Below are 15,363 nucleotides of genomic sequence, written 5' to 3'. Positions count from 1 at the left end.
GATGGCGCCTTCGGCGAAGTAGGCGGGCATGAACACGATGTCGGGCTTCTTGCTGATGAGTTCGGTGAGCTGGGCGGTGAAGTCCTGGTCGCCGGAGCTGTACTTCATGTCGGCCACGATTTCGCCGCCGAGCTTCTTATAGGATTTCTTGAAGAAGTTGGAGAGGCCCACGGCATAGTCGCTGACTACGTCGGTGAGGACGGCGGCCTTCTTGAAGCCGAGATCCTTGTAGGCGTAGGTCGCGGCGGCGGCACCCTGATAGGGATCGATGAAGCAGGCGCGGAAGTAGTACTTCTTGCCCTGCGTCACGAGCGGGTTGGTGCTGGAAGTGGCAAGGACGGGTACCTTGGCGCGTTCGGCGACTTCGCCGCCGGCGAGGCTGAGGGAGGACGCGTAGGTCCCGATGATGGCCGTCACATTGTCGCGCTCGGCAAGGCGCTTCACGGCGTTGGCGGCTTCGACCTTGTCGGACTTGTTGTCGACGATGACCAGTTCGACGGGGCGGCCAAGGACCGTGGGCGCAATCTTGTGGGCAAGCTGGATGCCTTCAAGTTCAAGCTGCCCGGCGAAGGCGTTCTGTCCGGTCAGAGGCATGTAGACGCCGATCTTGATGGGATCTTCCGCTTTGGCGGGGGTGGCGAGCCCCATGCTCAGAGCCATACAGGCAAACGCGCCCAAAAGAGTGCCGAGTTTCATGCTTCCATCCTCCAACTGTAAGATTGTTATTGAAGCAGCCTCTAAACAATAGATAAAACCTGGTGCGGAGGATTACCGCTGAACAGGCACTATCTCGAAAAGGAAATCCGGCGAACGTTGCGTGTACTAAAGAAACGCAGTATGCCGGAAATACCACACAGGATAGATAATGAATAATATAACAATCTACGGATGTAATGCATTAACTACCGATTGCGCGATGGTTCAGTTCATACAGAAACTATTTTCTTTGTCAAGAATAAAGATAAAGTATTTTTTTGAATAAAAAATACATTCTGTATACGTTTCATTGTTTGAATAAACAGCAAAAGATGTCTATCGCGTTACATAAGAATTTTTATGAAACAGTTTCAATATGGAAGTAATCAGCACGATGAAATAAAGAAAAGAACTAGATTGATTGCTCAAACGTAAAGAAAACATACGATAGATTGTGTACTCAACTTTCATGATTTACAGTTCCTGAATGTTTGCATTTCTATCTGATTCAAGGAAAAGATGTTGTTTGTTTATTCAATGGAATATGGTAGATATAAAGTATTATATTGCATTGAAATCATAAATATATTTCTGAGAAAACGTGTTGCGGGAGGACGCAAAAAAAAACGGCATGTCCAAAGAACATGCCGTGTGCCGTAACGTGGGAGAGCCGTATCAGCTTCGATCCGCCGTCAGCAGGAATACCGCCGAGATGACCAGCGCGCTGCCCGCCCACCCGTAGGCGGAGAAGTTCTCATGCCAGAACAGCCAGACCCAGAATGTCGCCAGCACGGGCTCAATGTTCCCGATGATGGCCGCCTTGACTTGGCTGATGAGCTGAAGGCTCCGCCCGTAGGCGAGGTAGGCCCCGTAGTTCGTGACCACGCCGAGCGCCAGCAGGTTGGCCCATGCCGTCCACGAGCGGGTGGGGGCGAAGTCCACGAAGGGGAGCAGGGCGAGTGCGCCTCCGAGCAGCATGTAGGCGTACAGGGTGGCGGTGGAGTAGCGGGGCTGCCACCAGACATAGAAGGGAAAATGCGAGGCGTAGCAAAGGCCGGATATGAGCCCGCAGACGATGCCGAGCACGGACGGCTCGGCGTTCAGGCTTCCGCCGGAGAAGCACACCAGCGCCGTTCCGAAGAGGGCCAGCGCCAGAGCGATGCCCTTACGGGAGGAGAAGCTTTCATGGAACAGGATGCGGGAGAATACGGCCACCCATGCGGGAGCCGTATACAGCAGCACCATCGCCATGGCGGCTCCGCTTAACTGGATGGAGATTTGCAGCGAACTGAAAAACACGCTGATGCTCAACACACCGAAAAGGCAGAAGAACATCGCGTGCTTCACAGGGATGCGCGCCCCGCCGCAGATGCCCGTTTGGGCAAAAAAGCAGATGCCGCCGAGCAGGGCGCGCCAGAAGGCCACCTCCAGCGGCGCAAGGCCTTCTTCCATGCAGATTTTGGAAAAAGGGCCGATGAGCGACCACAGGACGGCGGCAGCGAGCACATATAGATAGCCCGTCACCTGCTTCGAATCCTTTGCCATAAACGGTTTCCTCCATAGGGTCGGCAGTTCCGCGCGAAGTTTGGCCGCGTTCTGTCCCAAGCCTGAATGCTATTCTATGATGAAGGATTCCGCGTCCGAGGGGTTCGCATACCGGCCGAAACGCTTGACGGTCAGGGCAAGGGCTTCCTCAAGCTTGGATCTGGCGGAGAAGGAGAACACGACCGTCAGGCAGGAGCGGGTTTCCAGCGTGATCATGGCGCGGGTGGAGTCGCTGGTGGGGCTTCCGAACGCGCCTTCCCCGTCTGCGAGCAGGGGCATGTTTTCGAGCGCGATGTCGTCCTTGCCGATGCCCGGATACACTTCCCCGGCTTTGCCCAGACGGAAAACGATGTCCGCACCGATGCGGGCCGTATCGTAAGAGCCGAGGGAGAAACCCGTTTCGAGCGAGACAAGGTTGTTGGCGTCCACGACGCTGTTGATCTGGTAGAGGGCCTTGCCCTGACGCACCCGGCGGTACAGCGATTCGGATGAAACGCGGAAGCGTCCGGGGTCCTTGCCGAAGGCCTTGTACGCCTTCCGGGATTCGTCGAGGTTGGGGATCTGGGCCAGCGGCGTGGTCTCCAGCATGGTTTTGAGGTACGGGGCAACTTCGTTTTCGAGGCAGGTCCAGAGAGAGTCTTCGCGGGCGCGTACGTCCGCCGTGTAGATGAAGCAGCCCAGACGCGCTTCGGGCCACGCGTCCCTGATGGATGGATCGATGGTGATGTTGGGGGCCGACATGTCCGCTCCTTGTGCAATGGGGATTGCCGAGGGCGAAACGGCCGCCTCGCCCTCATGCCGGAACGGACAATATCACGGGCGGGTCCGGGAGTCTTGTTCCGGGCTCCTGTTTTTTTGTTCCAATCGCGTTTGCCTCCGGTAGGCGGCGGGCGTCAGGCCGGTCAGACGCTGCATGGCGCGGGTGAGCGCGCTTTGATCGGCGTACCCGGCCCGCAGCGCCAGATCCGCAATCGGCAGATCCGATTCCGCCAGCCATTTCCGTACGTGGCTGATACGGCGTTCGGCCAGCCATGCCTGCGGGCTGAGGCCCCATTCGGAGCGGGACAGCGCGTGCAGCCTGCTCGGGCTGATGCCGATGCGCCGGGCCATTTCGCCCACAGTCCACGGCGCGCCGGGGTGGGCATCGATCAGCCTTTCCAGTGCGGCGAGCCGGGAAGGGCGGCATACCGGGCGCTCAAGGAAGGAGTTGAGGAGCAGGGGCATCCAGCATTGCGTGGTGCCCGGCTGCGAAAAGCGGTCTCTGGACAGCTCCGCGAATCCGATCAGGTGTCGGGTGGCTTCGGAAACGGGAAGAAAGACTTGTTCCGCCAGTTGCTCCGCCGCAGGGACGCCGCATTCGGCAAGATCGCAGTTGACGATAAGGAAGGCGTTCGAGACGGTCGCCAGCTGCGAATGCGGGACGCCGGGCGCGACGAACGCCGCACAGGAGGGGGTAAGCCTGCCTTCCGCGCCGCCGATGGAGATTTCCAGTTCACCGGCGATGGGCAGGACAAACTGCGCGTGGGGGTGCCGCTCGTTGTTGCGTTCCCCCTCGTAGCTCAAGAAATCGATCCGGATGGACATGGCCCGCCTCGCAATGGATGCCGAAAAAGATGCGCCGTTTTCCGCAACGGGTTGTCCGTGCGGCGCATACGGCATCTTATAAGCCCAAAGCCTCCGGGCTTACAAGGCCGGGCCCCATCCGGGAGGCGGCATCCGGACGCGTAAGGGAAACCTGAATAAGGCCGGGAGGGGCATCAGTGGATATGCAGTTCCCGGACGGCCTCCCATTTCTGGTGTTCGGAAACATGGCTGAAATCCCGCGACGGGTGGTGGCAGTGCCAGATACGGACATCCGGGCGATCCGTGAAGGCATACGCGCAGAGTCCGGGATCAAGCATGGTGATGCCGCTTTCGGAGGACAGCCAGTGTTGTCTGAACAAGGTCAGTCCCCAGACGATCACGAAATCGGGCTTCAGAACGTCGAGCATGGCAAAAAACGCCCCGCGTCCGAGCGCGATTTCTTCCGGCGTGGCGCGGGTCCGGTTGCGGTGCGCTTCCGTTTCCATGTGCTGGAAGAACACGCCGTAAGCCACGGTATCCCATACCGCGTTGGGGCCGCCGTAGGCGTTCCCGGTGAGCATGGCGGAGATGTTGCGGATGTAGCGGACCCAGTGGCTGCCGTTGCCTTCGGCGGCATCTTGGAGCGCCCGGCGCACGACCCCGTCAGTGTACGTTCTGTCGGCTCCGTCCGGCGCCGTGCCGTGGTTGGCTTCGCCGAGCATGAGGATACGCGGGCTGGCGTCGGCGTAGCCGTCCCCCACGTAGGGGAGGAAATGGATGGCTTGAGTTTCTTGCAGATGCTGCCTGAACATGTCCGTAGCTGTGGTCATGGGACCCCTCCGGCGGTTTGCGCCGCCTTGAAATCGGCGGCCTTTTCCTACCCGTACACGCCGGGGGTCGGGGAAGACAATGATTGAAATCACATTGTTCCGCATCGAAAACCGGAAAAGCCCGTTTGCCGCCGCGGGTGCCGCATTGGAAGCTGTACGATCGCATATCATGCGTTGACTTTAACGGGAGAGTTGTTTAGGTATCGCCCCGGAAGCTGCGAAAGCGGCACTTCCACATCTCGCCAAGGAGGAAAAGCATGTCGTCCGACAGTAGTCACAGTTGCCCGTCAACTGATAGTGCCACAGCAACCGCTGCCGGCGTGCTTCTTCTGACCTTCTGACGGGTCCGGGGAGCACCCCCCGGCGGCTCAGGAGGTTTCCATGTCCTTCTTCTCGTCTTTGCATACGAGCGGCGTCTCGCGTGCCCTTGTCCGTTTTTTCCGGGAATTCCAGCTCCCGGCGTCTTTACTTGCGCCTTTCGGCTGTCTCCGTATGGCCGGGGCTTTCTCCCTTCGCCCGTCCTTCTCGCGGCGCACCCTCTTCGGATTGCGCCTTTCTCCTCACGAACGCGGCCGTTAACCGCCGTTCGTCTTTTGCCGTGCCCTTTTCAGGGCGTCTCACTCAGCGTTTCATGAGGCTGCGCTCCGTCGCCGCTTCGTTTTATCAATGACAACATCGGAGGTGTCTTGTGGACATTGCCTGTTGCCGCAGGCTGTTCGCCGGGAACCCCGCCGCTCATGCGGCGTTCGTTCCCCGCGCGTGGAAAGGCTGCCTTGCAGCCGTGATTCGGAGTCACCGTCGGATCGGTTCCCGCCTGATCCGAAAAGCATTCATGAGGTTGAAACTATGATTAAAAAGCAGCTCGAAACGGAAAAGGACCTGAACGTCACGCAGGAGGTCCGCGGACTTGCCGCCCGCCCCGCGTCCGCCCGGCTTCTTGAGGCGGCCCGCCAGACGCCGCAAGAGGTCTTTGCAGCCTACGAAACGACGCCCCAAGGACAGCCCCGGCCCGACATCATGCGGGCGCTGTTCGGACGGAACGAGCTTGCCCGCAAAAAGGCGGACTCCATCCTGAAGCGTCTGTTTAAAGCCTTCATCAACCCGTTTACCGTCGTTCTCATTGTTCTGGCGGTCATTTCCTTCATCACCGACTACGTCATCGTCGAGCCGGAGGATCGCGATCTCACCGCCGTTCTCATCGTCGGCATCATGGTTTTCATCAGCGGCACCCTGCGGTTTGTGCAGGAAGTGCGCTCGGGCAACGCGGCGGAACGTTTGCAGGCGATGGTCAAGACCACCATTGCGGTCATGCGTGACGGCGAGAGCCGGGAACGTCCCATCTCGGAGCTTGTTGTGGGCGACGTGATCCGGCTCGCCGCGGGCGACATGATCCCCGCCGATGTGCGCATCGTCGAAACCAAAGACCTTTTCGTCAGCCAGTCATCGCTGACCGGCGAGAGCGAACCGATGGAAAAGTGGACCGCCGCGCAGCCGCAGACGGGCGGCAATCCGCTGGAATGCAACAATCTCGCGTTCATGGGCAGTACTGTGGTTAGCGGTTCGGCTCTGGCCCTCGTGATCGCCGTGGGCAAGGATACGCTGTTCGGGGCTTTGGCCCGGCGCGTCGCGGAAACGCGCGTCCGCACGAATTTCGAGAAGGGCGTGAACGCCGTATCGTGGGTGCTCATCCGGTTCATGGTGGGCATGGTTCCGGTGGTGCTCTTCCTCAACGGCTTTACGAAAGGCGACTGGGTGCAGGCAGCGTTGTTCGCACTGTCCGTGGCCGTGGGCCTGACCCCGGAAATGCTGCCCATGATCGTGTCCGCCAACCTCGCCAAGGGCGCGGTCGCCATGTCCCGGAAAAAGGTCATCGTAAAGCATCTCAATGCGATCCAGAATCTCGGGGCCATGAACATCCTGTGCACGGACAAGACCGGGACCCTGACGCAGGATCGCATCGTGCTGGAATATCCGCTCGACGTGCACGGCAATGTGGATGAGCGTGTCCTGCGCCACGCCTTCCTGAACAGCTACCATCAGACCGGCCTGCGCAACCTGATGGACGAAGCCATCGTGGATCACGCCTACGAGACGAACATGCTCCCGCTGTGGCAGGATTACCGGAAGGTGGACGAAATCCCGTTCGATTTCACCCGGCGGCGCATGAGCGTGGTTGTGGCGGACAAGGCAGGCAAGACGCAGATCATCACCAAGGGCGCGGTGGAGGAAATGCTCTCCATTTGCAGCTACGCGGAATACAAGGGGAATGTGGAGCCGCTCACCAGCGCGTTGAGCGAGGAGATCCTCGCCACGGTGCGGCGGTACAACGAGGCCGGGCTGCGCGTCATCGCCGTGGCCCACAAGACGAATCCGATGGTCGCCGGAGCGTTTTCCGTGGCGGACGAGTCGGACATGGTGCTCATCGGGTATCTCGCCTTCCTCGATCCCCCGAAGGATTCCGCGGCGGCTGCCGTTGCCGCGCTGAAGGAGTACGGCGTCGCGGTCAAGGTGCTGACCGGGGACAACGACGCGGTGACGCGCAGCGTGTGCGGGCAGGTGGGGTTGCGGTCCCATTCCCTGCTGCTCGGTTCGGATGTGGAGGCGATGGACGACGCGGTGTTGCGCGCTGCGGCGGAGCGTACGGACATTTTCGCCAAGCTGACTCCGCAGCAGAAAGCGCGCATTGTGACGTGCCTGCGCGAGAACGGGCATACCGTGGGTTTCATGGGCGACGGCATCAACGACGCGGCGGCGATGAAGGCTTCGGACGTGGGGATTTCGGTGGATTCCGCCGTGGACATCGCCCGCGAATCCGCTGACATCATCCTGCTGGAAAAGGATTTGATGGTGCTGGAGCAGGGCGCGATCGAGGGCCGCAGGATCTACGCCAACATCATCAAGTACATCAAGATGACGGCAAGCTCCAACTTCGGCAACATGTTCTCGGTATTGGCGGCGAGCGCGTTTCTGCCGTTCCTGCCGCTGGCCCCGCTGCAGATCCTCGTGCTGAACCTCATCTACGACATTTCGTGCACGGCCATGCCGTGGGACAACGTCGATGCGGATTTCCTGAAGCAGCCGAAGACATGGGACGCTTCATCGATCAGCCGGTTTATGATCTGGTTCGGGCCCGCCAGTTCGGTATTCGACATCACGACGTTCGTTCTGCTGTATACCTACATCTGCCCGCTGGTGTTCGGGGGGGCGTATGAGACGCTGGACGCGGGAATGCAGGTCGCGTTCGTGGGCCTCTTTCAGGCCGGGTGGTTCGTGGAATCGCTGTGGACGCAGACGCTGGTGCTCCATATGCTGCGTACGCCCAAGGTTCCGTTTCTGCGCAGCCGGGCCTCGTGGCAGGTGACGGGGCTGACTTCGCTCGGGATTCTGGCGGGAACGTGCATCCCGTTTACGACAGTCGGCGGGGCTCTCGACATGATGCCGCTTCCGGGCGCGTTCTTCCCGTGGCTGTTCGCCACGCTTGCGGCCTACATGCTGCTGACGACAACCCTTAAGGGCATCTTCATCAAAAAGTACGGTGAACTGCTGTAAGCAAAAACGGCTGACGGTGCGGAGGAATCCCCGCCTCAGCCGGAACGACCTCCCTCCGCGCCGCCTCCCCATCAGTCAAAAGTCTTGGGAAGGAGAGAGGAGGGGACCGGGGGAGGGGGAGGACGGCCCCTTCCCGGTATACTCATTCCCCCAGCTTTTCAGACAATAGGCGCCCCGTTTTCGAGACAGGGGCAAAGCGTGAAATGCGTGTGGAAGGTCTTCTTGATCAGCTTGTGGCTGCGCCCGATCTCTTCGATTTCGATGGGGCAGACCTCGGAAGCACGAAGGCACAGCTCCAGTTCCCCGTCCGGCGTGCGCCCGAAACGGGCCGAACGGATGATCTGGCGGTGGCTTTTGTCCATGCGCTCCGCAAGGGTCAGGAACAGGGACAGCAGGCGTACCTCTTCCCGGATGCCCTCATCAAGCTGGAGGAACAGCGGGATTTTCTTGGAGGGCCGCTTACGGTGGAAGAACGCCAGCGCCGCTATGAGCTCAATTTCGCGTTCCGTGAAACCGAGCAGTTCCGTATTGCGGATCAGATAGTGGCTGTGCGCGTTGTGGTTCGCAAAGGAAATGAAGATCCCGATGTCGTGCAGCAGGGCGGCATAGTACAGCAGCTCGCGCGATACGGGCGGGGCGTCGTGCAGCCCGATGGCCCGCGCGCTGTCGAACAGTTCAAGGGCCAGCTTCGCGATGTGCCGGGAATGTTTTTCCTCGAAGCGGCAGAACCGTGCCAGCTGGAGGACGCTTTCCTCGCGGGCGGAGAGGCGGGAACCGGCCTTCTGCGGATGCGTCCGCATGAGGTAGTCGACGAGGATGCCGTTTTGCAGGTTGCGGTTGCTGATGGTCACGCTCTCGAATCCCTGCTCCTCCATGATGGTCTGGAGGATGGCCGCGCCCGCGATGATCACGTCGGCCCGGTTGGGATTGATGCCCGGAACGGATTTACGCTCCTCAAGGGTGCGGGAACACAGTTCCTTGACCGCGCGGCGCAGTCCGTCATAGCTGAGGACATGCTTGGAAGCCGTGGAGGGTTTGCCCGTGCGCGCGGCGTCCTGCTGCTCCAGTGCGGCGGCGATTTCCGCGAGGTTCTGGGCCGTACCTGAGCTGGCGACGGCTTCGGGGATCTCGAAACCCGCGATGCGCTGGAAGGAGTGCAGGGCCTCGTTGCGGACGTAACGTTGCAGCGCCGCGTAGGTATAGGCGGAAACCGGCCCTTTGTTGTCCTCAAAGAACAGGTTGGTCAGGCGCACGCAGCCGAGCTTGAGCGAATCGAGGTTCACGTAGGACTGGGAATCGCCCACGATGAGCTCGGTGCTGCCGCCACCGATGTCGATGAACAGCCGAAGGCTTTTGCTGTGCTCCAGCCCGCTGGAAACCCCAAGATAGATGAGGCGCGCCTCTTCGCGGCCCGATACGACCGTGAAGTCGATCCCGGTCTTTTCCTGCACGCGGCGGATGAATTCGGGGCCGTTGACGGCGTCGCGTACGGCCGCCGTGGCGATGGCGATGATTTCCGTCGTCTCATAGACCGCGCACATTTCCGCCAGCCCGCGCAGCACCGCGATGGTGCGGGCCATCGTCTCTTCCTGAAGGCGGTTGTGGGTGAATCCGCCTTCGCCGAGCCGGACCATGTGCTTGACCTGATTCAGGATCGTCGTGGATCCGTCCGCATGGACGCGGACGAGCAGCAGGCGGACCGAGTTGCTGCCGAGATCGATGATGCCGATGGCTTTTTCCGTCCGCTCTAGTTCCCCTGACATACGCATTCCAGCTCCCGTCCGAAGACGTGCATGAACAGATCGCCCTTTTTGATGACGCGTTCCATTTCCGCGGAGCAGTCTCCGGAGCACTGGACGGCGATGATGACCTTACGCTTCTTGACGGCGACGGCAAGGTTCCCGACGACGCCCGTGTGGGTGTAATCGAGCGCGTCCGCGATGCGGAGCAGGGACGCCGCCTTGCGTAGCGCCTTCCGGTCGCTTTTTTTCAGGGCGTCGAAGCGGGCGTGCCGGCGCGAGGGCCATGCCTTGCGGTGGTAGCGGGCGAGCAGGGCGACCCACGGGCGATCGTCCTCGTGGATGTTCAGGCTGAGATCTTCCTCAATGAGGCGCATACTGATTTTATGATGCCCCTTGCGGCCTTCGGCGAACCCGATGTCGTGCAGCTGCGCCGCGAGGTGGAGCCTGTGACCCCAGACGTCGTCGAGCCCGTGGAGCGCGGCGAGATCTTGAAACAGGGTCGCCGCGATGGCGGCCACACGCTGCCCGTGCGTCAGCGAATCGGCCATAACCGGCGATTCGGGCATGACCGCCGTGGTGAGGGGCGTCTCTTCGGCGAGTTCAGCCGTTTCGGCGGCGGGGGCGGAGCAAGTTTCCGGGCACGGTTCGGAGCAGGGGGCGGACAATGCCGGAGCGGGGTCATAGGCTTCCGGGGCGGCGGTTACGAGTTCCGCCACGGCTGCGGGTTCCGGGGCGGATTCCTGTACCGGTTCGGGCTGGGCCCTTTGGGGCTTCTTGCGGGCGGGCCTCGGCTTGGGCTGCGATTCTCCGGCGGGGGCGTTTTTCGCGGTTCTGGCGGGGCGTTTCGCCGGGGTCGCTTTGGGTTCGGCCTGCGGTTCCTGCAACTGGTCTTCCGTATGTATGGTCATGGTTTTTCCTTTTGAGCGTTTGAGGATCAGACACACTCCCGGCTGCGGCGCATCATGATTTCCTGTGCGTTGACGGGTTCTTCTCCCTTGTCGGGCTTGATGCGGCAATAGGTGCCGTCTTCCTGAAGTCGCCACGTCTGCTGATTGTCGCGGAGGTGTGTTTCCAAAATATCGTTGCGCAGGCACGCCCGCAATCCGGGATCGAGGATAGGGACAAGCACTTCAATGCGCCGATCAAGGTTACGGGGCATGATGTCGGCGCTGCCGATATAGAGGCGGCCTTCCCCATTGGCGTTGAACCAGTAGACGCGGGTGTGCTCCAGGAAACGCCCGACGATGGACGTCACCTCGATGTTGTCGCTGATGCCCTTCACGCCGGGGCGCAGGCAGCAGATGCCGCGCACCTGGAGCCGGACGCGCACGCCCTCCATGGAAGCCCTGTACAGGGCCCGGATAACGTGTTTATCCACCAGCTGGTTGCATTTGAAAATGATTTCGCCGTTTCCATTTTGCTGGTGCAGGGCCGTTTCGCGCTGGATCATATCCAGCAGGGAGCGGCGCATGGACAGCGGGGAGACGAGCAGTTCCCTGTATTGCTCGCGGTGGGCGTATCCGGTCATGACATTGAAGAGATCGGTGACGTCCGCGCAGATGTTCGGGTTGGCGGTGATCAGCCCCATGTCGGTGTACATCTTGGCGGTGGAGGGGTTGTAGTTTCCGGTGCCGATGTGCACGTAGCGGGAAACCCCCTCCGGTTCGCGCCGGACCACGAGGCAGAGCTTGGCGTGTATCTTCATGCCGACGAGCCCGTAGACTACGTTGACGCCCGCCTTCTCCATCTCTTCGGCCCACGTGATGTTGCGTTCCTCATCGAAACGGGCTTTCAGCTCGACCACGGCGGTGACCTGCTTGCCGGAGCGCCGGGCTTCGATAAGGGCTTTCACGATGGGCGAAGCGTTGCCCACGCGGTAGAGCGTCTGTTTGATGGCGATGACGCCGGGGTCCTCGCTGGAGCGGCGGATGAAATCCAGAACCGGGGTGAAACTGTCGTAGGGATGGAAGAGGAAAACATCCCTGCTCTGGATGTGCGCGTAGATGTCGCCTTCCTGAAACACGCTCGGCGTACGCCCGTAAAAGGGGGATTCTTTCAAGCCCGGCCTGTCCACGCCGTAAAGGGCCATGAGTTCGGAAAAGGCCAGCGGCCCCTTGACCCGGTAAATCTGGAACGGCTGCATCCCCAGCCGCTCGGTCAGGAACGCGCTGAGTTCCTTGGCCGTGCCGTGGGCTATCTCAAGGCGCACCACGTCGCCGAAGCGGCGCTGTTCCACCAGATCCTTGACGGCTTCCAGCAGATCGTCGGCTTCGTCCTCCTCGATCTCCACGTCGGTATTGCGCGTGATGCGGAACAGCCCGGCGTTGACGACAGTGTTGCCGGGGAACAGCGCGCCGAGGTATTCGGCGATCAGATCTTCCAGCAGGATGATGTCGCTGTCACGGACGTTGGCGTTGAAGCCGAGCGAGGCATAGGTTTTGGCCTCCTTGTTCCGGGGGATGAAGACGAAGCGGGAGATGTTGTTGGGGCACTTCAGGCGGGCGAACCGGGTGACGCCGTCACGGCTGCGCAGCTGGATGATGAAGTTGAGGCTGGTATTGGAAATCGTGGGGAAGGGGTGGCCCGGATCGATGGCCTGCGGGGTCAGGATGGGGTAGATTTCGTTCCTGAAGTAGCCGTCGAGGAACTTGCGCTGCTTTTCCGAGAGGTCCGCATAGCGCATCAGGCGTACGCCCTTGTCGTGCAGCTGCGGGGCCAGCCGCTTGCGCCAATGCTCCTGGGCGCGGGAAACCAGAATAAGCACCTTGCGCCGGATTTCGGCGAGCTGTTTGGCGGGCGTCATGCGGTCCGGCGACGAGGACACGGCCCCGCTGCGGTACTGGCGATAGATGTTCGCCACCCGGACCATAAAGAATTCATCGAGGTTGTTGTAGAAGATGGAGAGGAATTTAAGCTGCTCAAGGAGCGGGAGACCGGCATCCGTGGCTTCGTCGAGCACTTTCGCATCGAAGTCCAGCCAATTGATTTCCCGGTTCAGGTACAGGTTGGGGCAGGCCAGTTCACTGATTTCCTCTGTGGCGCACAGTTGCTCCGGGTACCCTTCGGAATCTTTGGAAACCACGATCGCTCCTCCTTCGCATGACGGCATGGATGCAGGTCTTGTAGCAGGCGGGCCCTGGAAGTATGTTACAGTAGTATGACGATTGTGTGAAAAAAGTCCAGAGTATAAGAAGGTTGAAAAATATCAGTCGATTCCGACACGGCTGATGGAATTTTTTTTCCACTTCGGCAAGAGGTTGCTGAAGAGAGGGGGGAAAGGGGGCCAAACGGCGGCGGGACCTCTTTCGGCAATCCGGAAGCCCTTGCCGAAAGAGGGGATTCGTGGGATGGTTAAAGAATATGTTTGTCTGCCTGAAGAACTTTTCCCCGCATGAGTGCGTTTGAGGAATGACGATGCAGCGACTGATACGGCACGGAGAGCGAAGGACGTTCGACACCGGCGTCTTGCGGGAAGGCGGGAACTGCCGGAGCGTCTTGTATGCCCTCGGCGTCTTGCTGGTCTGTCTGCTGGGGAGTTATCTTTTCCTCTTCCGTCTGGAACACGTCCGTGTGCTTCAGGAACGGGAAAAAGCCCGGTACGTCGTCGACAGCTACGCCACGAAGATCCAATACGTCGTCGCCAACGCCTTTTCGAGCGCCTATCTGGTGGAAGCCCTGCTGCGGCAGGGGGAGGGCCGGATCTCGGAGTTCTACTCCTACGCCGAAGAGTTGGTGAAGATGCACCCGAGCACCATCAACATCAATCTGGCCCCCCGCGGCGTCGTTACCAAAGTATACCCGTTTGAGCGCAACAAGAAGGCCATCGGGCACGATCTGTTCGCCAACCCCGAGCGTTCCCGCGAGGCGCTGCTGGCGCGGGATTCGGGCAAGGCCACCATTGCCGGCCCGTTCGATCTGATTCAGGGCGGCTACGCGATGGCGGTCAGGCTTCCCGTGTTCATGGGCGAGCCGGAAGGGGATATCACGGCCCAGGAGAAGTTCTGGGGGCTCATCTGCGTGACCTTCGCTTTTCCGGACGTGCTGGATCCGGTGAAACTCGAATACCTCGACAAGCAGAACTACGTGTACCAGCTTTCCCGCATCCACCCCGATACGGGGGACCGGATCGTGCTGTTGCGTTCCGCCGAAACGCTGATCGAGCCCGTGGAAAGGAAGGTGCACCTGCCCAATGCGGACTGGATCCTGAGCGTGACGCCCAAGGGCGGGTGGAACTGGAGCATCCGGTACGCTTCTTTCGGCATCGCCACCTTTATCAGCATCCTGTTCTCATGCGTGGTGGGTTTGGCCGTGGATCTTGCCCATCAAAAGAAGCGGCTGGAGTTGATGTCGGAGCACGATCCCCTGACGGGGCTTCCCAACCGCCGAGTCTTGTTCCGTGAACTGGAGAAGGCGATGGAGGCGAAGCGGCCCTTTGCGCTCTGTTACATGGATCTGGACGACTTCAAGCAGGTCAACGACACGTACGGCCATGATTGCGGCGACCAGCTGCTGAACGGGTTCGCGGAGCGGCTCCAGAGCGCCCTGTCGACGGCGGGCACGCTGATCCGGCTGGGCGGCGACGAGTTCATCGCTATCCTGTACGGCGTCAGCGAGCGGTGCATTGCCGGAGAGCGGTTCCGCCGTATGCTGGAAGCCATCGGAAGCGAACCCTACCATCTTGAAGGCATAGACCTGAACCCCGCCGTGAGTATGGGGCTGGCGCTGTACCCCTCCGAGGCCGATTCCTTGGAAGCGCTGATGCGGCTGGCCGATGCCGACATGTACGAACACAAGAAGCGCCGCCGTTGCCGGAACGGGACTGAAACGTCCCCTTCGGCTGATGGGGCGTCTTGTGGTGCGGGCGTGTAAGTCTACTGTACTGTAGCTGGGAAGAATAATAAGATTTCTGGTGTGCCCTTGATTTTCGGCCCAAAATGATTATTACAGAAGTAGGAAGCTATAGCTTAATCATGGTAGTATCCTACGTTCGTCAGTAGTCTTCCTTCCCAAACGGGCTCCTCCGTTTCAGGAAGGTAAGCATACTGAAAGTTGAAGCGATTGGCCGTAGAAGCACTCCGGCTGGCCAGCCCGTTCCGGGCGGCTCCTCCCGCCGCTTCAATTTCTCCCTCCGCCTCTGCCACCGTGCACAGGGCGCTTGCTTATCGTCAACCATCTCTAAAGAGACCTCGTTAACCCTGTCCGCAGGGTGCTCTTGCCTTGTCGCTTTTTACGGGTGTGTTTCCCCTTTTGCCGTGAAGGAGTGGACATGAAGTTTCGTTTCGATAAGCCCACGTGCCAGAATATCAGAAAATCCCTGAGGAAAGAATGGATCGAGACCAACGGCCTCGGTGATTACGCTTCCAGCTCGCTCATCTGCTGCAATACGCGGAAGTATCACGGCCTGCTCGTGGCCGATCTGGAAAGCCCGGCGGGGCGGC

11 protein-coding genes are annotated in these 15,363 nt (G+C 60.3%); 3 read left to right on the top strand and 8 right to left on the bottom strand.

What is annotated here, in order from left to right; genetic code table 11:
* The 5 genes from HMPREF0178_RS16160 to HMPREF0178_RS16140 all read right to left on the bottom strand — a co-directional run.
* A partial coding sequence (locus tag HMPREF0178_RS16160; RefSeq protein WP_009380896.1) for an ABC transporter substrate-binding protein occupies positions 1-696 on the bottom strand: 696 nt, incomplete at its 3' end.
* 675 nt (positions 697-1,371) lie between these two features.
* Positions 1,372-2,241: a DMT family transporter gene (locus HMPREF0178_RS16155; RefSeq protein WP_009380891.1), complete on the bottom strand. Its 870-nt coding sequence runs from the start codon at positions 2,239-2,241 to the stop codon at positions 1,372-1,374.
* Positions 2,242-2,310: 69 nt separating this feature from the next.
* Complete coding sequence (locus HMPREF0178_RS16150; RefSeq protein ID WP_009380889.1) at positions 2,311-2,982, bottom strand: B3/4 domain-containing protein; 672 nt, start codon at positions 2,980-2,982, stop codon at positions 2,311-2,313.
* A gap of 72 nt (positions 2,983-3,054) precedes the next feature.
* A complete protein-coding gene (locus HMPREF0178_RS16145; protein ID WP_009380887.1) occupies positions 3,055-3,825 on the bottom strand; it encodes an AraC family transcriptional regulator in 771 nt (256 codons plus the stop codon).
* A gap of 173 nt (positions 3,826-3,998) precedes the next feature.
* Complete coding sequence (locus tag HMPREF0178_RS16140) at positions 3,999-4,634, bottom strand: hypothetical protein (RefSeq protein WP_009380885.1); 636 nt, start codon at positions 4,632-4,634, stop codon at positions 3,999-4,001.
* Positions 4,635-5,480: 846 nt separating this feature from the next.
* Here HMPREF0178_RS16140 and mgtA point away from each other — a divergent pair.
* Positions 5,481-8,183 (top strand): magnesium-translocating P-type ATPase, encoded by a 2,703-nt coding sequence (gene mgtA / locus HMPREF0178_RS16130; protein WP_009380881.1) that lies wholly within the window; start codon positions 5,481-5,483, stop codon positions 8,181-8,183.
* A gap of 158 nt (positions 8,184-8,341) precedes the next feature.
* Here mgtA and HMPREF0178_RS16125 read toward each other — a convergent pair whose 3' ends face one another.
* The 3 genes from HMPREF0178_RS16125 to ppk1 are packed head-to-tail and all read right to left on the bottom strand — an operon-like array spanning position 8,342 to position 13,007.
* Entirely contained in the window at positions 8,342-9,946 is a 1,605-nt protein-coding gene (locus HMPREF0178_RS16125; RefSeq protein WP_231377916.1) for a Ppx/GppA phosphatase family protein, read from the bottom strand.
* Complete coding sequence (locus HMPREF0178_RS16120) at positions 9,931-10,833, bottom strand: HD domain-containing protein (RefSeq protein ID WP_009380879.1); 903 nt, start codon at positions 10,831-10,833, stop codon at positions 9,931-9,933. The genes HMPREF0178_RS16125 and HMPREF0178_RS16120 overlap by 16 nt, the downstream gene beginning before the upstream one ends.
* A gap of 26 nt (positions 10,834-10,859) precedes the next feature.
* On the bottom strand, positions 10,860-13,007 hold the full coding sequence (gene ppk1, locus HMPREF0178_RS16115) for a polyphosphate kinase 1 (RefSeq protein WP_009380878.1): 2,148 nt from the start codon (positions 13,005-13,007) through the stop codon (positions 10,860-10,862).
* Positions 13,008-13,339: 332 nt separating this feature from the next.
* Here ppk1 and HMPREF0178_RS16110 point away from each other — a divergent pair, with 332 nt between their 5' ends.
* Both HMPREF0178_RS16110 and HMPREF0178_RS23105 read left to right on the top strand, forming a co-directional pair.
* The gene (locus tag HMPREF0178_RS16110) at positions 13,340-14,794 is read left to right on the top strand and encodes a sensor domain-containing diguanylate cyclase (protein WP_009380877.1); all 1,455 of its coding nucleotides are present in this window, start codon (positions 13,340-13,342) and stop codon (positions 14,792-14,794) included.
* A gap of 397 nt (positions 14,795-15,191) precedes the next feature.
* A partial coding sequence (locus HMPREF0178_RS23105) for a glycogen debranching enzyme N-terminal domain-containing protein (RefSeq protein WP_009380876.1) occupies positions 15,192-15,363 on the top strand: 172 nt, incomplete at its 3' end.

It is taken from the genome of Bilophila sp. 4_1_30 (assembly GCF_000224655.1).
GTDB classification, from domain to species: domain Bacteria; phylum Desulfobacterota; class Desulfovibrionia; order Desulfovibrionales; family Desulfovibrionaceae; genus Bilophila; species Bilophila wadsworthia.
Note: the sequence above shows the minus strand (reverse complement) of the source record. Positions and strands in the feature narration are given on the sequence as shown.

What these genes read in the sequence shown, in the direction of transcription:
- HMPREF0178_RS16125 (WP_231377916.1), bottom strand. Translation starts at nt 9,946, where the DNA reads ATGTCAGGGGAACTAGAGCGGACGGAAAAAGCCATCGGCATCATCGAT.
- HMPREF0178_RS16140 (WP_009380885.1), bottom strand. Translation starts at nt 4,634, where the DNA reads ATGACCACAGCTACGGACATGTTCAGGCAGCATCTGCAAGAAACTCAA.
- HMPREF0178_RS16120 (WP_009380879.1), bottom strand. Translation starts at nt 10,833, where the DNA reads ATGACCATACATACGGAAGACCAGTTGCAGGAACCGCAGGCCGAACCC.
- HMPREF0178_RS16145 (WP_009380887.1), bottom strand. Translation starts at nt 3,825, where the DNA reads ATGTCCATCCGGATCGATTTCTTGAGCTACGAGGGGGAACGCAACAAC.
- HMPREF0178_RS16110 (WP_009380877.1), top strand. Translation starts at nt 13,340, where the DNA reads ATGCAGCGACTGATACGGCACGGAGAGCGAAGGACGTTCGACACCGGC.
- HMPREF0178_RS16150 (WP_009380889.1), bottom strand. Translation starts at nt 2,982, where the DNA reads ATGTCGGCCCCCAACATCACCATCGATCCATCCATCAGGGACGCGTGG.
- HMPREF0178_RS16155 (WP_009380891.1), bottom strand. Translation starts at nt 2,241, where the DNA reads ATGGCAAAGGATTCGAAGCAGGTGACGGGCTATCTATATGTGCTCGCT.
- mgtA (WP_009380881.1), top strand. Translation starts at nt 5,481, where the DNA reads ATGATTAAAAAGCAGCTCGAAACGGAAAAGGACCTGAACGTCACGCAG.